The 21,320-nt window shown below is 49.5% G+C and carries 19 protein-coding genes; 17 read left to right on the top strand and 2 right to left on the bottom strand.

From position 1 onward, the window contains the following. Positions 1-7 precede the first annotated feature (7 nt). From gspD to ACJJIR_RS10870, 13 genes are all read left to right on the top strand, one after another. The gene (gspD, locus tag ACJJIR_RS10930) at positions 8-2,023 is read left to right on the top strand and encodes a type II secretion system secretin GspD (RefSeq protein WP_444897203.1); all 2,016 of its coding nucleotides are present in this window, start codon (positions 8-10) and stop codon (positions 2,021-2,023) included. After that, positions 2,020-3,516 carry a type II secretion system ATPase GspE gene (gene gspE / locus ACJJIR_RS10925; protein WP_444905344.1) on the top strand — a complete coding sequence of 499 codons (1,497 nt, stop codon included), beginning with the start codon at positions 2,020-2,022 and terminating at the stop codon, positions 3,514-3,516. Before gspD ends, gspE begins: the two co-directional genes overlap by 4 nt. A 2-nt stretch (positions 3,517-3,518) precedes the next feature. Next, positions 3,519-4,736 carry a type II secretion system inner membrane protein GspF gene (gene gspF, locus ACJJIR_RS10920; protein WP_413665695.1) on the top strand — a complete coding sequence of 406 codons (1,218 nt, stop codon included), beginning with the start codon at positions 3,519-3,521 and terminating at the stop codon, positions 4,734-4,736. 267 nt (positions 4,737-5,003) lie between these two features. Then, on the top strand, positions 5,004-5,432 hold the full coding sequence (gspG, locus tag ACJJIR_RS10915; protein ID WP_282932708.1) for a type II secretion system major pseudopilin GspG: 429 nt from the start codon (positions 5,004-5,006) through the stop codon (positions 5,430-5,432). Between the two features lie 19 nt (positions 5,433-5,451). Next, positions 5,452-6,018: a type II secretion system minor pseudopilin GspH gene (gspH, locus tag ACJJIR_RS10910; protein ID WP_413665863.1), complete on the top strand. Its 567-nt coding sequence runs from the start codon at positions 5,452-5,454 to the stop codon at positions 6,016-6,018. After that, positions 6,008-6,379: a type II secretion system minor pseudopilin GspI gene (gene gspI / locus ACJJIR_RS10905; protein WP_444897205.1), complete on the top strand. Its 372-nt coding sequence runs from the start codon at positions 6,008-6,010 to the stop codon at positions 6,377-6,379. The genes gspH and gspI overlap by 11 nt, the downstream gene beginning before the upstream one ends. A gap of 5 nt (positions 6,380-6,384) precedes the next feature. Beyond that, positions 6,385-7,101 (top strand): type II secretion system protein GspJ, encoded by a 717-nt coding sequence (locus ACJJIR_RS10900; protein ID WP_444905343.1) that lies wholly within the window; start codon positions 6,385-6,387, stop codon positions 7,099-7,101. Between the two features lie 3 nt (positions 7,102-7,104). Continuing rightward, positions 7,105-8,106, top strand: a complete 1,002-nt coding sequence (gene gspK / locus ACJJIR_RS10895) for a type II secretion system minor pseudopilin GspK (RefSeq protein ID WP_444908393.1) — start codon at positions 7,105-7,107, stop codon at positions 8,104-8,106. Between the two features lie 11 nt (positions 8,107-8,117). Then, on the top strand, positions 8,118-9,461 hold the full coding sequence (gspL, locus tag ACJJIR_RS10890) for a type II secretion system protein GspL (protein ID WP_444908392.1): 1,344 nt from the start codon (positions 8,118-8,120) through the stop codon (positions 9,459-9,461). Positions 9,462-9,518: 57 nt separating this feature from the next. Beyond that, positions 9,519-10,007: a type II secretion system protein M gene (locus ACJJIR_RS10885; protein ID WP_413665700.1), complete on the top strand. Its 489-nt coding sequence runs from the start codon at positions 9,519-9,521 to the stop codon at positions 10,005-10,007. Between the two features lie 184 nt (positions 10,008-10,191). Further along, the gene (locus tag ACJJIR_RS10880; protein WP_282932716.1) at positions 10,192-10,464 is read left to right on the top strand and encodes an acetyltransferase; all 273 of its coding nucleotides are present in this window, start codon (positions 10,192-10,194) and stop codon (positions 10,462-10,464) included. Positions 10,465-10,573: 109 nt separating this feature from the next. Continuing rightward, on the top strand, positions 10,574-10,777 hold the full coding sequence (locus ACJJIR_RS10875) for a DUF2788 domain-containing protein (protein WP_282932717.1): 204 nt from the start codon (positions 10,574-10,576) through the stop codon (positions 10,775-10,777). A 46-nt stretch (positions 10,778-10,823) separates the two neighbouring features. After that, positions 10,824-13,037: a hybrid sensor histidine kinase/response regulator gene (locus ACJJIR_RS10870; RefSeq protein ID WP_444908391.1), complete on the top strand. Its 2,214-nt coding sequence runs from the start codon at positions 10,824-10,826 to the stop codon at positions 13,035-13,037. 227 nt (positions 13,038-13,264) lie between these two features. Here the strand turns inward: ACJJIR_RS10870 and ACJJIR_RS10865 are convergent, their stop codons facing one another. Then, complete coding sequence (locus tag ACJJIR_RS10865) at positions 13,265-16,402, bottom strand: TonB-dependent receptor (RefSeq protein WP_444908390.1); 3,138 nt, start codon at positions 16,400-16,402, stop codon at positions 13,265-13,267. A 291-nt stretch (positions 16,403-16,693) separates the two neighbouring features. On the opposite strand from ACJJIR_RS10865, the gene ACJJIR_RS10860 reads away from it, so the two are divergent. Next, the gene (locus ACJJIR_RS10860) at positions 16,694-17,461 is read left to right on the top strand and encodes a S1/P1 nuclease (RefSeq protein ID WP_444908389.1); all 768 of its coding nucleotides are present in this window, start codon (positions 16,694-16,696) and stop codon (positions 17,459-17,461) included. A gap of 1,000 nt (positions 17,462-18,461) precedes the next feature. After that, the gene (locus ACJJIR_RS10855) at positions 18,462-19,034 is read left to right on the top strand and encodes a hypothetical protein (protein WP_444897213.1); all 573 of its coding nucleotides are present in this window, start codon (positions 18,462-18,464) and stop codon (positions 19,032-19,034) included. Between the two features lie 141 nt (positions 19,035-19,175). On the opposite strand, the gene ACJJIR_RS10850 is transcribed toward ACJJIR_RS10855, so the two are convergent. Further along, positions 19,176-20,084 (bottom strand): aldo/keto reductase, encoded by a 909-nt coding sequence (locus ACJJIR_RS10850; protein WP_444908388.1) that lies wholly within the window; start codon positions 20,082-20,084, stop codon positions 19,176-19,178. A gap of 239 nt (positions 20,085-20,323) precedes the next feature. Here ACJJIR_RS10850 and ACJJIR_RS10845 point away from each other — a divergent pair, with 239 nt between their 5' ends. Further along, positions 20,324-20,662, top strand: coding sequence for a hypothetical protein (locus tag ACJJIR_RS10845; protein WP_444908387.1), 339 nt, complete (start codon positions 20,324-20,326; stop codon positions 20,660-20,662). A gap of 269 nt (positions 20,663-20,931) precedes the next feature. After that, the gene (locus ACJJIR_RS10840) at positions 20,932-21,318 is read left to right on the top strand and encodes a c-type cytochrome (RefSeq protein WP_444908386.1); all 387 of its coding nucleotides are present in this window, start codon (positions 20,932-20,934) and stop codon (positions 21,316-21,318) included. The last annotated feature ends 2 nt before the right edge of the window (positions 21,319-21,320 follow it).

Raw genomic sequence — 21,320 nt, 5'->3', positions numbered from 1 at the left:
ATAAATAATGATGAAGATGTTTTATCGACGGCTGCTTGCGGTCGGATTGAGTTTTTTTGTTTGTACTGCAACGCTGGCTCAGGGCCCGGAGCGGGTTACCCTTTCTCTCGACAATGCAGACATTCGTGATCTGATCAATTGGGCTGCTGATTTCACTGGCAAAAATATTATTGTCCACCCGAATGTTAAGGGTAAGGTCACCGTAGTTGCCGGTGACCCAATGACACACAATGAAGCCTTTGATGTATTTATGTCGGTGCTTCAAGTCAATGGCTTTAGTTTGGTGGAACAGGGCGGAACCTGGAAAGTAGTTCCCGATGCGCTGGCCAAGCAGCAGGCGATACCTGTCGCAGATGAGGCCACTCGAGCTCCTGCGGAATCCCTGGTTGTTCGCACTATAAGGGTTGAGAATATTTCCGCTTCACAGCTGATTGCTATGTTGCGCCCGCTGATTCCGCAAACTGGGCACTTGGCTGCCTATGCTGATACCAACACTCTGATAATTGCTGACCGCGCTGCGAATATTGACCAGATTATTCGCCTGGTGAAGCAACTTGACCGCGCCGGCGCTATTGATATTGAAGTGGTGCCGTTGATGTTTGCTTCTGCGAAGGAAGTAAAGCAAGTTCTTACCGATCTACTTCAATCGAGTGGAGGCAAAGCGGGTAAGGAAGTGCAACCGCTGCGTATTTCTGTTGATGAACGCTCCAATAGTATTCTCCTGACCGGAGATCCCGTTACCCGCCAGCAGATTAAGACGGTAATAGGCCGTCTCGATGCACCGCTGGATGGCGAAGGCAACACCGCAGTTGTTTATATCCAGTATGCCAATGCAGCAGATCTGAAGCCTATCCTCGAGGGTATGAGCGGTAGCATCCAGAACACAGAGAAAGACCAGCAAGCGGCGAATATTGAAGTCAGCATTCAAGTTAACGAGTCGCTCAACGCACTGGTGTTAACTGCTCCTCCCGCTCTCCTTGAAACCATGAAAGGTGTTATTGCCAGGTTGGACGTGCGCAGAGCGCAGGTTTTGATTGAGGCAATTATTGTAGAGGTAGTTGAAGGTACAGGTAGCGAACTGGGTATTAGTTGGATTGCTGGTTCCGGCAGTAATGCTGTTGCCGGCTGGAATAACCAGTTAGGCACGGATTCCGATGGGGAACCCAACCCATTTTCACTTCCTGTGACTGATTTGGTGGGAGCTGGCGCATTGCACCTGGGCTACCTCAGTGGCGGTGATATCCGTGCTGCGATTAATGCCGTAGCGTCAGAGAGCAATACCAATATCCTTTCTACACCAACAATTATGGCTTTGGATAATGAAGAAGCTGAGATTTTGGTGGGCCAGAACGTACCTTTTATTACCGGTGAACAGTTGCTGTCTGGTAGTAACGATGATCCGTTTACCACCATCCAGCGTGAGGATGTGGGTACCACTCTTAAAGTGATTCCCCGTGTGAATAACAACAATTCGGTAACTCTCGAGATCGAGCAAAAGGTTGAAAACGTTTTGTCTTCTGCTACGGCTGCAGCGGAAGGTGCGTCCGATATCGTTACCAGCAAGCGTGAGATCCGCACAAAAGTATTGATCGATGATGGCGCGATCCTGGTACTGGGTGGTTTGATGGAGGATCAGGTGAATGAAACCGTGTCCAAAGTGCCTCTCCTCGGTGATATTCCCGGCATTGGTCGCCTGTTCAGAAACACTGAGAAGAGTGTTAGCAAAACTAATCTGATGGTGTTCCTGCGTCCCAGAATCCTCAGCAGTCAGGTTGCTGGCTATGAGGAGACGCGCAAGCGCTACATGGATATGCAGCAGAAGCAAATATTCCTGAAAGACCGCACCAGCCTGATCTGGGATTGGCACCGCGGTGATGTACTACCTGACCTGATGCCGCCAACAGGCACCTACAACGAGAGCCCTGCGCCAGTAGATGGTTCTATAGATGGTGCTGCCATTGAATCAGTCGAAGAAGACGTGGATGTTGAGGTTGAGGTGTTGGAGGTAGAAGAAGCTAAATGACGGCTGAAACAGGAACAGGGACTCCAACAATTCGCCGCCTTCCTTACGCTTTCGCAAAGCGTCACAAGGTTCTGTTAACCGAGCAGGAAGGCAAACCCCTCTGCCAATATGTGGCGCCGCTGAGTCCATCAGCGGTTGCCGAAGTACAGCGCATCAGTGGTGCGGCTGTATCTTTGGAGGCTGTAGAGGAAGATGTTTTCCAGGGTGCTTTGCAGCGTCTGTATGAAAACAGGGAGGGTGGCAACCTCTCCGAAGTCGAGGGCCTGGGTGAAGACCTGGATCTTGCAGCGGTCGCCGATTCGCTGCCTGAGACTGAGGACTTGTTGGAACAGGAAGACGATGCACCTATCGTCAAATTGATCAACGCAATTTTTGCCGAGTCGCTCAAGCAGGGCGCCTCGGATATTCATATTGAAACCTTTGAGAAGCGCCTCGTCGTGCGCTTCCGGGTCGATGGTGTACTTCGTGAAGTACTGCAACCCCGGCGAGCTCTGGCTCCATTACTGGTATCCCGTATTAAAGTAATGGCAAAACTGGATATCGCCGAGAAACGCGTGCCTCAAGATGGCCGGATCTCCCTTTTGATGGCTGGCCGAGAGGTAGATGTACGTGTCTCCACCATGCCGTCATCGGCGGGTGAGCGGGTGGTAATGCGTTTGCTGGATAAGCAAGCGGGCAAAATGGACCTGAGTAAGCTGGGGATGGCAGATCGCGACTTGCGCGTGATGACAGACCTGTTGGGACATCCCCACGGCATTATCCTGGTGACCGGACCAACGGGCTCCGGTAAAACCACCACCTTGTATGCTGGCCTCGGTAGTATCAATAACCGTGAGAAGAACATTCTGACGGTCGAGGACCCGGTGGAATACAACCTGGAAGGAGTTGGGCAGACTCAGGTAAATACCAAAGCTGATATGACTTTCGCCCGGGGGCTTCGCGCGATCCTGCGTCAGGACCCGGATGTAGTGATGGTCGGTGAGATTCGAGACCTGGAGACTATGCAGATTGCAATCCAGGCGAGTTTGACCGGACACTTGGTGCTCTCAACCCTGCACACCAACACAGCTTTGGGTTCGGTAACCCGTCTGGTGGATATGGGAATTGAGCCCTTCCTGCTGTCGTCAAGCGTGATTGGTGTTCTTGCCCAGCGTCTGGTGCGAGTTCTGTGTCCTGAATGCAAGCAACCTCATGTGGCTGACAGCAGCGAGCGGGAGGTTTTGGGCGTCGGGCCCGATGAGGAAGCCATCATCTATCGGCCTAATGGCTGTGAAGAGTGTAATCACAGTGGCTATGTCGGTCGTATCGGTATCTATGAATTGGTACCGCTCAACGAAGTGATGCGCCAATTGATCCACGATCGCGCTTCAGAGAGCAAGTTGGTTGCTGAAGCCCGCAAGCTTGGCCCCAGCATCCGTGACGATGGCGTAGAGAAAGTACTGGCGGGTAGGACCTCCCTTGAGGAAGTACTACGAGTTACGCAGGAGTCCTGATTGTGGCAGCTTTTGAGTATACAGCGCTGGCAGCATCCGGCCGCAAGAGCCGCGGTACGCTCGAGGCGGATAGCGCGCGCGCTGCGCGGCAGCAGCTGCGCGCCAAAGGTATGGTGCCTCTGGAAGTCAGTGCAGCCACCGAGAAAGAAGAGAAGGGCGGTGCCAGCTTTCTATCTGGTAGCCCTGGGCTGAGTGTTAAAAACCTGGCCCTGCTAACTCGGCAGATGTCCACTTTGCTTCGAGCGGGAATTCCCTTGGAAGAAACACTTGGGGCCATTGCCAACCAGACACGCAACCAAAAAATCAAACGCGTGGTATTGGCTGTTCGGGGCAAAATTCTTGAAGGGCACAGTTTCGCCTTGGCCCTGAGCAGTTTTCCACGGGCATTCCCCAAACTCTATCGCGCTACGGTTGAAGCAGGGGAGCACTCTGGTCATTTGGATGCGGTGCTGGATCGCCTTGGTGACTACACGGAAGGGCAGCAGCAATTTCGGCAGAAGGTGCAGCTGGCTCTGATCTACCCAGTTGTTTTGGTATTTATCTGTGTATTGGTTGTAACCGGTTTGATGGTGTACGTAGTACCAGATGTTATCGAGGTATTTACCGGCACCGGGCAGGTTTTGCCGCTGGCTACCCGCATCCTGGTCTCCATGAGCGATTTTATTTCTGCCTGGGGCTGGCTGGTGCCGCCGGCACTTGGGGCGCTCATTTTTGGCGCTGTGATGATGCTGCGGCGCCCGGCAATTCGGTATCGTTTCCACCACCGTTTGCTGGAGCTGCCAATTATTGGCTGGATGATGCGAGGGACACAGAGTGCTCGCTATGTAGGAACCCTGGCGATTCTTACGGGCAGCAGTGTGCCGCTGGTTCAAGCCATGGGTATCGCCGGTGGAGTAATGACCAATACCTTCCTTAAAGACCGACTCGATGCGGCTCAAAAGAGCGTGCGCGAGGGCGGGAGCCTTCGTAAAGCCCTGGAAGATGTAGGCTATTTCCCACCGATGATGATCTATATGATCGCAAGTGGTGAATCTTCGGGCACTCTCGATGAAATGCTTCAGCGTGCGGCGGATTCGCAAGAGCAGGATTTGCAGGGTGCGGTAACTGCCTTTGTGAGCATCTTTGAACCTCTGATGCTGCTGATAATGGCTGCCATCGTGTTGTTCATTGTTATGGCTATTATGATGCCAATTCTGAGCATGAACGAATTGGTTGTTTAATGCTCAAATTAGGTGTAGGTCAAAGAGAAATTGCGTAGCTGCTTCAGGAGGTTGGTATGAAATCCTTGCGCAACAGCGCCGGCTTTACACTGCTAGAGGCGTCGAAGATTCTTGTTGGGCTGGGAGCGGCAGTTTTGCTGGGCATGTTGCTGCTTTAGGCTGGGGAATCGTGTAATTTACTGAATTGGTGACTTTTAAATAATTGGGGTCACGAAGGGTATCGTGACCCTTGGGGTTCCCAGAGTTAGAGTGAACTAGGAGAGAAAAATGAAAACCCTACGTAAAAGTGGTGGCTTTACCCTGATTGAAATTATGGTGGTGATCGTAATTCTCGGGGTGCTTGGTGCACTGGTTGTACCTAATGTTCTTGGCAAGACCGGCGAAGCTCGAATGAAAGCGGCCAGGGTTGACCTGAAAGCTATCGAGACTGCACTAGACCTTTACCGCATGGATAACTTTGTCTACCCCAGCTCTGATCAGGGCCTGATGGCACTGGTATCCCGCCCATCCGGCTTCCCCGAAGCGAAGAACTGGACTGAGCCCTACCTGAAGAAAGCGCCAAAAGATCCCTGGGGCTATGAATATCAGTACATCAGCCCAGGCAGTGCCGGTGCCTACGACCTATTCACCCTCGGTGCCGATGGCAAAGCGGGCGGTGAGGGCGAAGCTGCTGATATCTACGTTACTGACCTGTAACACCTGAAATTTGCACTTGATGTATAGCATCGGTCGAAGCCGTGGCTTTACGCTGATCGAACTGTTGGTAGTGATTGTCATCATCGCCTCTCTGGCTGGCATGGCGACTCTATCGATGGGGAATTCCGGCGGGCGCGTGTGGCAAAAAGAAGCCCAGCGCTTGTCGGCCCTTTTGCAGTTGGTTGCGGATCGAGCCCTGATTGACAAAATGCATTACGGCGTTGTTTTTGAGCAAGGCACTTATAGCGTGGTGCATTTTGAGCAAGAAACAATGACCTGGTTGCCGATAGATTCGGTTGCGTCGGGGAGGCGTGCTGCGCGTTTTGCCACCCATGAATTGCCGGAAATCGTTCGCCTTGAAGTGATAACTGAGGCGGAGCTGCCGTCGACAGAATCCACGGAATTTGCAGAAGAGACCAATGAAGATCGAGTCGTTCCGCAATTTGTTGCTCTCTCCAGTGGAGAGGTACTTCCCGTGGAAGTTGCCATGTACCTTGTTGAGAATGGCGACGACGTTCGAGGTGCGACTATTTCTTACACCAGCCTGAACGGATTGCAGCTAGAGTGGCAGGCCGATGAATTTTAAGAGAGCCCAGCGCGGTTTTACATTGGTAGAAGTCTTGATAGCCCTGGTTATTTTTGGGGTTATTGCCGCCAGTGTTCTGAAGGCAATGCAGCGCAGTGTTGGCCAGCAGCGGGTGATGGAGGATCGCCTCTCGGCAAACTGGGTTGCCCAACAAGTGCTCTCCCAAGTCCGCGTGCAAACTCCTTGGCCTCCTTTAGGGGAACAAACAGATCAGGTGGTCTTGGGGCAAAGGGAGTGGGAGGTTAGTGCCCGAGTGGAGGCCACCAGTAATGAGCGCTTGCGCCATATCATTATTGAAGTAGGCCACCTGGATGCTGAGTACCCAACTCTGACTCTGGATGCTTGGGCTGCTGAGGAGTAACTGATATGTCTTTGCGCCTTTCCAGCCAGTCGGGCTTTACCCTCATTGAAGTCCTCATAGTTTTAGTTCTTGTCGCCATTATCAGTGTCGGTTCCTTTTCGCTGTTGGGACTCTTTTTTGACACGGAAGAGATGGTGGACCAGAGGGCCGAGCAGCTACGTCGCTTTTCTATGGCGATGTACCGTATAGACAATGATTTTCGCCAGGTAACTGCCCGCGCTGTTAAGAATGCCTACAGCGGTTATGAGCATGCGTTACGTGGTGATGAAGATGAGTTGGAATTTACGCGCCTTGGTGCGGCAAATCTCACCGGGGAACCTCGGGGCGAGCTATTGCGTTTGAGTTATAGCATCGGATACGCCGAGGATCTTGAGATCGACTCCCTGACCACCGGCACAGGCCGGGAGGGCGATGACGATATAGGTGGGTTATTACTGCGCAGCCGCTGGCAGGTCTTGGATCGGTCTCCCGATTCTGCGCCCATCGCCGAGCCCCTGCTAATGGGGGTCGAAAGTTTAAGTCTTCAATATCTGGACCCAGACACTGAAGCCTGGGTTGCCCAGTGGCCTCCGATCAGCTCAGGCGGCCCCAATACAGACGCGGATACGCGACTTCCACAAGCGATTGAGTTTGTCATCGTTACCCGACAGTACGGGGAGATCCGGCGTGTCTTCCAGATACTGGCAGGGGAAGACAGAACCTCTGGCGAAGAAGAGCCTTAGGCTATGAAGAGTAGAAATATGCCGAGGTCGCTGGCTCGTCAAAAAGGGGTGGCTCTGATTGTTGTATTGCTGGTAATGGTGATTGCCATCGCGGCGGTATCCCACGCTATCTTGCGCGATCAGATTGCGATTTCCCGCAGCGGTGCACTGTTGGCCAACACACAGTTGGCAGAGTTTGTTGAAGCGGCTGAGGCCTGGACACGGGTAGCGCTGTTGGAGGATTTCGAGGAAGACCAGGAAGAGGAGGAAACCGCAGACCATGCCTTGGAGGCCTGGGCATTCCCCGTTCTGCAGTTCAATCCTGATAATGGCAAAATTCGCATGAATATCAAAGACTTACATTCATGCTTTAACGTGAATAATTTGTCTGATAGCAGCGATAGTGATCAATTCGAGATCTTCCAGCGCCTGGTGAATAATGTTACCGGCAAGTCTGACCTGGCCAAGTCAATTGCAGATTGGGTGGACGATGGCGATACCCCGCGAACCTCGGGGACAGAGGATGACGGCTACCTGGGAAGGGAACTTGCCCACAGAACACCGGACATGATGATCACTGATATTACTGAGTTGTCATCGGTAGTAGATATGGAATTAGAGGACTGGGAGAAACTTGTGCCTTTCCTTTGTGCCCTCCCGGAGACAGGAACCCTGGTGAATATCAACACGGCTTCTGAGGAGTTAATCGAGGCGATTGAGCCTTCCGCAAGTGTTTCCAAGTTGGTGCAACTTCGCGAGTCGGGTGGTTATATCAGTGACTCGAGTGAATATGCAGATTATGAAATCGCTAACTCGGGGCCTTTTACTTTTCAAAGCCAGCACTTTCTGGCGCGAATTGCTGTCCAACTCGGAAGCGATGGCGAATACAGGCAGTATTGGGAGTCCGCCCTGGTTCGGAACAGTACAGATGGCAAGGTTCGGGTGCGCCAGCGCCAGCGCCGGGCCTTTTCTGGTCAAATGATGCAGGAGTTGCTCGAGTACGAAAGCACTGAAGAGAGCGAATAGTTAGAAATTGTATGTTTAAAAAGAAAAGCATTAACGAGATTGAAGCCCCTGCAGCGCCTCCTCAGTCGTCTCTGGTTCTGCTGCGGCTGAGCGAAACTGCTGACCTGACTCTGCGCTTGCATCAGTGGCAAGAGGGTAATTGGCAACAAGTAGCCTTGGATTCAGAATTTGCTCAGGCATTTAATCCCGAATTTGAAGCTGTCGAAGAGCAGCCTGAATTCCCTCAGCTCAACCTTCCTGAGGGAGCCAAAGCGCTACTGATGGTGCCTGGTAACTGGGTATGGAGCGGTCTCGAAACTATACCTAAGGCAGCTCGTCGCCAGGCAAGTGCCATTGGTTACATGGTTGAGGAGCATTTGGCCCAGGATGTCGAGGACTTACACTTTGCCTGCAGACCCCGCACCGGTGATCTCTGCAGCGTATACGCCATTGATGTTGAAAAAATAGAAGCGCTTCACTCCCAGTTGGAGCGGCTCCAGTGGCCGCTGGCTGCTGTAGTGCCGGAGTATGAATTACTTAGCTTGATCGAAGGTGACATTCGCCTGTGGCTCGATGGTGGCCAAGCGCATATCTGGAAAGGTGCCGGGCAGGGTCTAACTGTTAATCGCGATTTTTTACAACCTCTTCTTGGTTCGCTATTAGTTGATGAAAGCGATGAGGCCGAAGGCGAAGACAATTCAGAAAGCGGCGAGCCGATCGATAATAAACAGGTAGTACTGCTGGGGGTTGGCGAGCAGGATGGGCTGCTGATTGCTGAGTTGGAATCCCAGTTTGGCGATGGCTTACAGCTAAACCAGCGCTCAGCGGAAGAAGTCTTTGTTGAACGGTTCAAACTGGGGCTGCTAACAAACTTGCTAACTGGAGATTATCAGTTATCGAGTAATAAGAGCGCTGCGGTTTGGTGGATGCGCCCGGCTAAAGTTGCTGCCGCCTGTTTTGTTATCCAGCTACTGTTTTTTGTCGGTGCCGGTGCTTTTTACCAGTGGAAGGGCAACCAGTCTGAAGAGCAGGCTCGGGCGATGTTTACGGAATTGTTCCCGAATACTCGACCGTCTGCCCAGATGCGCCGACAGCTTGAAGGTTTCCTGAAAGGCGCGGGTAATCAGGGTGGTGCTTTCTCTACCCAGATGCAGCAGTTGAGCAAAGTCTGGATTGCTCACAAAGGGGGCGCATTAAAATTACAGTCCCTTCGTTTTGATGGCCAGCGTGGAGAAATGGTGTTGCAGCTTCAGGCAGAAAACCTGTCTGATCTCGATGCATTTGTCAGCAAGCTATCTGGCGGTGGGATCAAGGCGGACCTGTTAGGTGCGAACGAGTTGAAAAAAGGCGTTTCAGGCCGTATTCGCTTACGTTAGAGCCAGCGGTTTATATAAAGCAGCCAGGCGTAAGAAGAGATTGGTGGTAGCAATATAATGAAAGAACAGATCGAACAGTGGCGCCAGAAATGGCAGGCACTTCCGCCCAATGACCAGAGAGCCTTGGGTTTGCTGAGTATATTCGGAGCCGTAATTTTTATAGTTTATGGCCTGTATTCCCCGGCAAAGGGCTTCTTTGATGAGTCCCGCTTGCGAGCGGAAGAAAATCGTGAGCTGGTTAACTGGATGGAGGGCCAGCGTCCGACGCTGGAGCGAATAAAGCCCGCAGGCGGTGGTGCTGGCGGTGCTTCAGGTACTCTTTTGCAGCGCGTTACTGGTGCGGCAAAACAAAACCAGATTGTGATTAAGCGCTTTGAGCCTGAGGGTGAAAACCGCATCCGATTGTGGATTGAAGAAGTCCGTTATCAGGATTTGCAACCCTGGTTGAATCGCCTAATGCAGGAGAAAATGGCTGTTCGCACGATTAATCTGGATGCCCTTGCCGATGAAGGTATGGTCTCCGCTCGATTGACGATCGAAGGCTAGTAACCTCCCTACTGACAGGCTCGAATATAGAACTCGGGCCTGCTTCTCCCCAGTAACCACCCCTTAAGTACACTCGAATATCGACGCTCCCATTCGTGCGGCCCCCACAGAAGTCGGGCGGTTTTAGGCGGAAATGTCATCTTTAGCCCTATACTGGATTAGTAACGAGGAAAAAGGTGCCACTATGCTTTTTAAAGACATATCCACCAAGCATTTGGTAGAAGTGGCTGATATCGTCACACTTTCGAATCCCTACGAGCTGACTGTGGTAGGCCGTTATTTGTGGGGTGAAGAGATTCAGGACCCAGAAGTCTTCGATAAAACTGACTTATGCTTCCTCTCTGGTGAGCCACTTCCTAGATGCTGGCATGATAGCCGCTACCGGGATAAAGAGGTTCGCAGGCTTCGTTGCGGCACTCACGCTTCAGAGGATGGCGACTACTATCAGGGTGCTTGAATTTATAGTTTTACCAAATGGTACGGTGGTCGACTAGATTTTGCCAATGACTTACCAGTTGCCCTCAAGCACTGTACAATGCGCGCCAATTTTTTAAGCGAATGCACGCATGACATTTGAGCAGTTTGAAGAGTATTCCCTGTGGTTGGGAATCGGTGCACTAATTCTATTTATGGTGTTTATTGTTTGGAACCTGGCAAAAGACTCCAAGGCTGGTAGATTTGGGACATTTATTCTGTTCCTCGCTCTGGGGCTTGGATTGCTGGGGTTTCTAATAAAGACCGTTTTGGTTGAAGTACTCGGGATAGGCTAGGGAGCTTCAATGGCACCGGATACCCAGTCTCTCAGGGAAGGTCGCAATGTCTATATTTGATCGCCCTGAACTTAAGGTTCAAAAAGACAGACGTATTTGCCGCGCAACTGACATGCGTATCGCCAAATATACCCGGCGCGGCATGGTGCTCTCCCTTTTTGCATTTCTGATCGCAGCCTCTATTGGCGACATGCGCCTAGAAGCTCCGCGCCTGTTATTAACAATGGGAATCGGCCTGGTAGTACTAACCCTGATCAGGGGCTACTACGTTTTTCGCTTCGACCACCTGTATGGCTCGGGACCAAATCGTTGGCGCAATCGTTACTTTCTGTTCTCGATTATCGGCTCAGCCTGGTGGGGCATTACCTTATTTTACTTTGTCTACTTAATGGGGTTTGCGCCTGAGACCCACTTCCTGTGGATCTATTCAGTAATCTTTTGCTCCAGTGTTACCACCGTATTTTCTCCCTACCATCGTTTTCTGACTTGGTTCACCGCAACCTCACTACTACCAGCAGCGCTAATGGCACTGTTCTCGGGCATGATTCTGGGGACCATCTACGGAACTCTCACCCTCGCTTTTATTTGGCTGACTGCCCACCAGGGCCGTCGTGAATCGGAGAACTATTGGGAGCGTCTGTCTGCGATGCAGGAGCTGCAACAGAGAGCGAGTAGCCTGGCTGCAGCCCGCAAACACTCTGAAGCTGCAGTTGAACTGACCAATGAGTTCATAGTTAATATCGGACAGGAATTCCGCAGTCAGCTGTCTGATTCCCTTGGTGCCTTAGCGCTGCTCGAAGCTGAGCCATTGAGTGACCGTCAGCGCGAATGGGTAGAGCTGGCCAAGGTTGCCAGTAGCCAACAACTCAAACTGGTTGATAATGTGGGCTTGTTTACCCGGGTGGCTCGCAAAGATATTCGGTTGCGCCAGGGCCCGTTTAACCTAGTTAAGACTGTAGAAAAATCATTCAAGTTTGCAGCGAGAGCTGCCCACAGTCAGGAGTTAGAATTTAACTTCCAGATTGATGACAATCTCCCGGTGATGGTGACAGGGGATAATCGCAAAACGGCCCAGCTGATTCGCAATCTGGTGGACTCCGCTACTGGCATTGCCCAAAGAGGCGAGCTGTGGGGTGAGGTATCTTATAACCCGATCACCACGGTAGAAGGGCAGCTCTCGATCACTTTGATGGATGATGGGCGCGGTGAGATATTGCCGGACGAGAGCGAACTTTTCGGTGCCTTCTCCCGTATGGATACCACCCAGGTAACTACAGGTCTCGGACTCTCGATTGCTAAAGGCCTAGCCGAAGCAATGGGCGGTTACCTTCAACTGCATTCAACCCCAGATGGCAACCGCTATCAGGTGGTGATCAAGTATTCCACCGAGCCAAATCAGCGAACCTACCTCACGCCGGACAGAAAGTTACAGGATATTGAAGTCCTGTTAATTCATCAGAAGGGCCTATTTATTTCAGGTTTGGTGCAGGTGCTGCGCTCTTTTGGGATGGATGTTAAGTCGATCCGCTGGTGTGAAGGTTGTGAGTGCGAAGTCCAGCAGCTACTTCGCCAAGCGGTAGAACGCAACCAATTGGTAATGATGGCACCGGCAATGGGGGATTCGACTCTTTTCGACTCCATTACGCCTTTCTTTGAAGAGTCCCAAGAAGCTGGTGAAAAAGAGAGTCGCCTGGTATGCCTGGGCGGCTTTGGCCAGAAAAGTGAGTTTGCTCACCTGCAGCAACTCTTACCATCGGCACAGTATCTGAGTCGACCGGTGACCCGTAAAGAGCTACACGATGCGTTAGTGGGATTACTGTTTGGCGGTGCGAAAAGAAGTTGTCGAAGAGTGGTTACCGGTGGGGCGGATCAGCCGCGTCACTACTCTTTGTTGTTGGTGGAGGAGTCTAGGCCTCATCAATGGGTGACTGAGGAAATGCTTCAGGCCCTGGGTTACCAGGTAGATATAGCGGTAGATGCGGATGATGCTTTAGTTCGCTTGTCTGAAGGTCATTATGATTTGGTGTTAGTGGACTGCCAGCAAAATACGGATCATAGTGCGCAGATTATCGAGATACTGCGTCGCTGGGAGTCTGAGCACCGCCCGGATGATCGCCTGCCTATTGTTGCTGTAACCAGTACTACTGAAGAGCAATTTGAGGGCCGTTGCCTGGCAGCAGGTATGGATGATTTTCTGACTAAGCCTCTGAGCAAGGATCTTCTTCGGGAAACCTTGGCGCGTTGGCTGGGTAGTGCTTAGCTTACAGAGCTTGCTTTGATATTCAGTATAAAAACCGCACTTCAGTGCGGTTTTTTTATTTCCCATTTACTCAAGGTGGGCGTCTTGTGGCTTTGGAAGTTGGGAAAAGTGCTATTCCAAAGACTCATTATCAGTCGCTATTCAAATGATCGGCACCGAGAAACGGTTTTGGTTAGGGGAAATAGGAATGGCCGCAGCAAATGCTGCGGCATTCGATAAAGTGTGGGTTAGAACTCGTAGCGAATTCCCATACGAGCACTCCATAGAGAGGCATCGGTCACCCGGGTTTGCCCCGCTGGATCCAGGAATTCCTCAAATACGTAGCGCCCTTGGTCATCGATGCTGGCCGTAACCGCTGACTGGTAACGAGGGAATCCGCCCTCATACATAACGCCCCATTCGTCATTTAGCAGGTTGCCCAGGTTTTCAATAACAAAGTACGCGTTAACCCGGTCTTCCGCGCGCCACCCCGGTAGTTGTTGGTCGATACGCAAATCGAACTTGGTCCACCAATCACTGTTAAGTGAATTGCGTTCCATAGTCCCGCTATCCAGGTCTTCAGAGTCAACCCAGGCGAAGAAGGCCTCAGTATCGAAGTCATCTGCAAATACAACATTGGCATCATCGGTGCCCGTGGGTACGTAGAGTAGGCCTCGACCCCAGCCCGCATCACCAAAGATCTGATCACCAAACGTGTAGCTGTAAGGAATGCCTTCATTGGCAGAACCAAACAAGGTGAATCGTGTTTCGTAGCCTGAGAAAAACTCTTGGGTGTAATCCAACTTCAAAGTGAAGCGATGGGGAACTACATAGTTTGATGTTGCAGTGCCTGGATTCTGTGCATCAGCGGTAGCGATTTTGGTGTAATTGGAGTAAGCCACCGAGCTGGTCATGGGGTTAACATCTTCAGCTTCGGTGAAGGCATAGCCAAGGGCAATACTCAGGCCAAAATCAAAAGACTTGCTGAGTCCGAGAGAAAGTACGCTGGAATAACCGGAGTCGCCATCCACATTGGTCAGCATGAAGTCTTCGCTGCGACCATTGGCACTGCCGTAAATCGGGCGCCCATCAGCAGTCGAGTCAACTTGCTCAAGAGAGATATCTTGAATAATTGCGGCATCTTGATAATCGCTGTACAAATAGTCTATAGATGCTAAATAACCGGATTCAAATTCGTAGCTACCGCCGATTGCATACTTCCAGATGGATGGCAGTTCAAAATCCGGATCCATCAGGTTGACCCCACCTACAGAACCATCACTATTTGCGACCATATCATAGAGGTCTTGTGGGATTTCATAGATCGGATCGCCATTATTGGTCCAATCCATATCAAATAGGGGGGTGCCGCTTCTATCTTGGGCTTCGATTTGCAGAACACCATTATTTGAGTAGTTATTGGAAATCCATACATTGGGATTCCCACCGGAGTAAAGGCCGATACCACCGTGTAACTCCAGGTTATCGTCAAGGTTCCAACTCAGGCCCAGGCGAGGCTGTAGCAGGTCCAGACCATCCATATTGTGCTGGTTGGAAAAGCCATAAGTAGAGGTTATGTCTGCGTTAGTTACTGGCTTGTCATCACTGCTGTAGCGGTCGTAGCGCAGTCCCGCAACCACTGTCAGGTCCAGATTTGCGAAGGTATATTCGTCCTGGGCGTATAGTGTATCGATGCTGTAGCTGAACTCAGCGGCGGCGTCTAAAATATTGTTGGTGCCAGCTGCATTCTCATAGGTTACCCGGTTGGCAATCCCGGCTTCAAAATCTTCGATGCTATCGAAACGGTATTCTCCTGCAGCCTCCTGTATAAACAGGTTGTAGACCTCGAAGTTTTCATGTTCATAGCCGGTGGTTATGTTGTGTTCACCCAGCAGCAGTTTACCGGCGAGCTTAAATGTCAGGTTTTCATAGCTCAGCTTGTTGGCATGGCGAGAATCATCAGCACCTAGATAGACTGTCGCACGGGAGTCATTGCCGTCGTTGTCATGATCGTTGTAAGTGGTGATTTGAACTTCACCAAAATCAGTTCCGCCCAGGGAGTTTTGGCGGTTGTCCAAATCGGAGTAGCCAATTTTCATCTCTGTAGAAAATATGTCACTCCAATCAGAGAAAAGCTGTGCAACATAGGAGTTTAATTCGGCTCCGCGCTTGTAGTAGTGGTTGGACAATTCCAGCTCATCGGGGTCACTGTCGGCCTCGGCTATAGAGAAACCGTCGTTGTAGTTGTAAGTAAACGCAGCGCGGTGGTCGTCAGAGATATTCCAATCAAGTTTCACCAATAGCTTTTCGTCTTCTTCTGGAATACTGGTGGGTAGGCTTCCTGGATTGTAGCCATAGACCTCGTTTGAAATACGAACAATCTCATCGAGCTGCTCCTGGGAAACCCCCTGGACTTCGGTGGCAGAACTACTCCCTGCCGGCCCCCGGTCAAAAGTGGCAACGCCTTCCAGCTTCTCATAGGCTGCAAAGAAAAAGAGTTTATCTTCGATAATGGCTCCACCGAGAGTTGCGTTGTAGCGCTTCTCATCAAAGCTGGCCACATCGATATCGTCACCTTCCAGGGAGTCACCACGGAAACCATCATCGGTGTAGTCGTAGAAAAATGAACCATGCCACTCATTGGTGCCGGACTTGGTCACTGCGTTGATATTACAAGCGCTGAAACCGCCGTACTGAACATCGAACGGCGCCAGTTCGACGGCGACATGATCGATAGCATCATACGAGAACGGCATACGTTCAGTGGGGTAGCCATTGCTATTCAGGCCGAAGTTGTCATTCATGCGTACGCCATCAACCGTAAGGCTATTGAAGCGAGGGTTGGCGCCGGCGCATTGGATAGCATCAACATTGGCTTCATCCACATAAACTCGCGGATCGAGACGTAGCACATCCTTGATATCGCGATTAATGGAAGGGGCGCTGGCAAGGTCGTCACTGTTAAAGTGCGAAGATGGACCTACAGCTAAGCGGGAGGTGCTGAGCGCTTGTCCTAATACGGTTACTTCTTCCAGATTGCTAGTGCCGAGGGTTAGGCTCAGGGGGAGGATATCACCAACGGAAAGGTAGATATCTTCAATAACTCTCTGGCCTTCCTCGGAATCGATGGTGACGGTGTAGGGGCCACCCACTCGCAGGCCACTCAGGTTAAATTGCCCCGCATCGCTGACTTCTACTTCACGGCGGCTATTGGAGGGGGTGTGAACCACTGTTACAGTCGCATTGGTAATTGCTTGACCGTTGCTTGCGGAAATAGAGCCGCGAATGCCGGCTGCAGTTTCCTGTGCCTGAGATACCTGCGCCATACTGGCAACAGAAATAATTGCCGCAGATAGTAATACGCGCGGGAACAGAGAAGGTTTCATAGGGTTTTCCTGGTCTAAAGAATTGCCAACTCAAGTGGCCCAAGTAATTATCGAGTTTTGCTCTTGCAACTTAGGTTCCAAGTTCCAATGGAGACTGTTATGTGATTTTTATTGGGTACCGTCTAAGAGCTGAAGCGATTATGTAGTGCACATATAAATAAATTATTACAGCCGTGAACTTGTCACATACTGGCGTTAAAGTACGCAGCAAATTCACTCTGGCGGACATGCCCAATGAGCATACGATTGATAATTGCCCGTATAGCAGTTGCACTATTCGGACTCACAGCTATGACACAAGCACACGCTTGGGGAGATGATGGTCACAGGGTCGTTGGAGAAATTGCATGGCATTACCTGGACCCGGAGGTAGCCGCCGAAATAGAGTTGCTCCTTGATGAAGTCGGTGAGCCGCACCTAGCTGAATCCACAACTTGGGCTGATCGAATTAGGTCTGATGAGACTTATAACTGGGCTGCGCCGCTTCACTATATAAACTTGTCTCGAGACTGGTCTGCTTATGTTGAGGAGCGGGATTGCCCAGCTGCAGGATGCATATTGAAGGCGATTCAAAGATATCAGGAAGTATTGGCCGATCGCTCGCGCACCAAGACGGAGCGTGCAGAAGCACTGATGTTTATTGCCCACTTTGTTGGCGACCTTCATCAGCCATTACATACCGGATTATTTTCAGATAAAGGGGGTAATGATGTGGAAGTCCAATTCTATGGGGTCGAAACGAATTTACACGCGCTCTGGGACATCCATATGGTCGCCCGTTTGTTTTTAGACTGGCAAGATTATGCTCAGGAGCAAACGGATAAAATTAGTGCGGCTGAGAGGCAGATCTGGCAGTCTACCTCGGCCGAAGTTTGGGCCCAGGAGTCTCATCACTTAGCCCATGGTCTCGCCTATACCAGCGAAACACAACTTGGGGAAAAGTACTTTCTGCGCTGTCAGGACTCCCTTGAAAAGCGTTTGCAGCAGGGGGGAGTTCGCCTGGCCTCTGTTCTAAATAGTGCACTTGGTAACCCTGCGATCGATGTGGCTAATAAGTAAATTCTTTCTTGGGGCTCGCCTCAGTCTACGCTATTGATGTGGTGAGCCAAAAGTGAAGTTTCAAAATCAGTCGAATTATCCTCTTTTATCTTTGTTCTCTTGATGTCTATTGGCTAATTAATTGGAATGTCATCAATTTGTCCGATAATCAGTCGGTAATTGCCTAGAACTGTAGATATGTAAAGTTATCTATTTCGAAAGATAGCTGAAATTTGCAATCATTATCCCCATTTAAATATTTGCTCAAGTAAGTAGGGGGGAGTGAAATCTTTAGCTCAAGTAGCTCGTGAGTAATGCGATTGAGCAGGTTGGAGAGGGAAAGTTAAACGTGATTGTGGATGAGAGAAAGGATCTTTAGAGTAGCTTCCCCTCAGCCTTTTGAGTCTTCCTTGTAAAGGTATGCCTGTAAAAGGAATCCTTTATGCGGGAGTTTTTAGTATGTGAGTTCTCTTATGGTTGTTGTTTTGTAATTTCCTAATAATTTTCATGATTCAACTATACTTGGTGATAAGCAAATAATATCTAATAACTACTTTATATCCTTTCATATCTTGAGTTTTATTGTGGACCCATTGGGTTGTTTGCGATTCTCTGATAAATTTTAGAGGATGCATAACTCCTATTTTACTTTGCCTCTCAGTTATCTCTTCTCTTCAGCTTGAAATATTTCCCGTGTTGACACGGTAGTGCCAGATTTGGTATCAAATAATATCGAGTTATATAGAAAGTCTGTCAATTTTCATTAGGTCCTGAGTAATAAAAATAAAAATTCAGTGGCTTTAGCGATGAATTGAAAGAGTTCTTGAATTGTCAAAATATTAAATAACAATTTTGGCAAAAAATTTCATAGTCGTTATGGAGGATGTGGGCGATGAGCGGAAGAGGTTTTAATCCTAGGGCGTGTGGAGGATACTTTGCAGGTATTTGTTTTGTCTCCAGTTTGAGGTCATACGGTTCTCTTTTTTCCAGGTTTTACGCGCAGTGGTGGAATAATGGTGGGGTGGAAAGTTCTCTGGGTAGAACATGGAATGGTCACACGGCATTAATATCAGGTCACAATGGTGTTATCGATACTATTGTAGGTTGGGACCCCAACAGTTCTTGGGATGCATTTAAAGGCTCAGTGGGCGGGCGTCACAATAGTATGAGGCCTATTGCTGGTCGTTGGCGTGATGACACAGGGATGAATGCAGACCCAACAGCTCAGTATTATGGCCTGCAAGTTAGCCAGACACAGCATGATAATTTCAGAGATTTTTTGCAGCAAGATCTTTTGGGTACCCAGGGTTTCGGGCCCCACCTCAATAATATCGGAGTCTCATACCATTATGCATTTGCCCCAGGGAAGTGGATGGAGCGTTTGAGTTCCCTGGAAGGGAATAATAATGGTCAGCTGCAAGTCATTTCCAACTGTTCAGATGCTGCCTTCCATGTGCTTGCAAGCTTTCTTTATGAGTGGCGAAAGGCAAATCTGGTAACCGAACTGGCATCTTTTATGAATAATGGGGATGAGAAAAATAAAAATATGTCCCAGGGGCGCTTGATGCAGTGGTCAAGCCAGATGGGGCCGTAGAATAAATATACTTGTCTGGTTGATGGGTGGTGTAACCGAATTAAAGTTACACCACCCAATTGTTAAGCAAGAGATTAGTCTTAATAAATTATTTTTTGCGTAAGCCAAGTAATCAATAATTTGTTAGGCTGAAAGTTGGATCTAGGGAACTTCAATCCCCTTAGAGGCGGTCCATATTCTATACCACTGTTCTCTACTCAAATTGAGTTTCAGGCTTTCTATCGCCGACTGAACGCGCTCAATTTTTCCCGACCCCATAATTGCTAGGGGCTTGGAGGGAAAGCGTCGTACCCACGCATAGATTACCTGGTCAATACTGGCTGCCCCGATTTCCTCCTTGATATCTTCCAGGGTGATTCGTAACCGTGTTGCCTGGGTGCTTGATCCACGAAAAATTTCCCCTCCAGCTAAGCAGGACCAAGCCATAGGATGAATTCTATATTGCTGCAGTTGATCCAGAGTTCCATCCTCCGCAGCGCTAAAATTGATAGGATTAATCTCGACCTGATTTGTCACCAGTGGTGAACTCAGGCGGGACTGCAACAAATCAAATTGCTGGGAGGTAAAGTTGGAAACGCCGAAATGTAATACCTTACCGGACTTCTGCAGTTCGGCGAATGTGCTGGCAATTTCATCTGCATCCATCAAAACATCAGGTCGGTGAAGAAGCAGGATGTCGATGTGCTCTACACCGAGGTGGGCTAAGGAGTTATTAACCGAGTGCTGAATATGTTCAGCGCTGGAGTCATAGTACTTAATTTTTCTGTTTGGATATTTTTCAGAAAGCAATTTGATATTGCATTTGGTGACAATCTCGATGTGGTTGCGAACAGATCTATCCAGCTTAAGGGCCTCGCCGAATAACTGTTCGCAGGAGTAATCTCCGTAAATATCAGCATGATCTACGGTGGTAACCCCTTTATCTATATGTTGCTTTAGGAATGTCAGGCGCTCCTGAGGGCTTAAATTCCAATCACTCACACGCCAGTAGCCTTGGACCAACTCTGACAGTTCTGGTCCTTTTGGAGAAGCTAGCACTCTATTAACCACTGAATACCTACCTGATCGAAAAGCATTAGGGTATTCCTGTTCCTGTTGATACTCAACGCCTAAAGTAGAAGGGTAGGCAGCCCAAAGTCGCCATCGGTGTCATAAATGTCATTGAGTCATGTTGATCGTTGAGCTAGCTGACAACTGAAACCGGAGCAACTTTAGAGTCATTTCTCAATGCCCTGATGTTCTGAGGATCACTAAAGAGGCTTGGGCTTTTACCTTCACAGGAGCACCGCATGGTTAGTACCGAGGAAAAAGTTTCCGGCTGGTTGATAATTACTTACTCAATTTTGATGTTATTGATATCCAGCGCAATATTGTTATTCCTATACGCAGTTTTTGGGAATTCAATTTTAAGTATGCCATTCAATATATTCAGTCTTATGGGGTTGATGATAATACTGTTTGCGTCTTTGAATATTTTGGGGGTCTTTGCTGACATTGCTGTCCTTTTGGATAAAAGGTATGCCCCAGAATTAGCTTTAATATTTTCAACAGTGAGTGTACTAAATGTTCCGCTGGGCACTTTGGTCGGCGGTTTCTATTTATGGCTATATATTCGTAAATATAAATAGCTCTTTTTGATGTTTGCAAAGCCTGTCTACTGTTAACAAGAGTCATTTTATCTCTGTAATAAATGCTGATTTTAACTTCGAGATGTGCATAGGCTTTGGTTCTCTAAGTGGTACGCAAATAAATTACGATAGAAATAATTGAGAACAGGCAACTCAAGTAGTTGTTTTAGCAGTCATCATGATTAACAATAGTGCCAGCGATATGTACACGATAGCTTTGGCAATAGCCAAAAAGAAATAAACAACAATAATGTAGTAGGTGTACGCATATGGAACTGGAAGTCTTGCGCCGGAGCTTTAAGCTCTTGTCTCTTTTTTTGGTACTAAATGTTATTCAAGGATGTTCTGAGCCTCCACAGGATCGTGAAAAAAGCCGGGCAATTTTGACCCAAAGAGCGCTGTCTCTTGCGCCCACTGATCCGGAAATCGCTGAAATATATACTCGCACTTGCCGCAGCTGTCACAGCACTGGCGCCAGCGCCGCACCCCTTACCGGAGATTTGGCCAACTGGAAGCCCCGTATGGAGAAGGGGATGGATGTGTTGGTGGAAAATGCGATCAATGGGTTCCAGGGTATGCCGCCACTAGGCCTTTGTTTTGAGTGCTCCCCCGAGCAGTTTGAACAGTTGATTGTCTTTATGGCTACAGCGGAGTAAAG

This window comes from Microbulbifer maximicatervae (SeqCode), from assembly GCF_052467385.1.
This window is presented reverse-complemented; position numbering and strand designations above follow the sequence as displayed.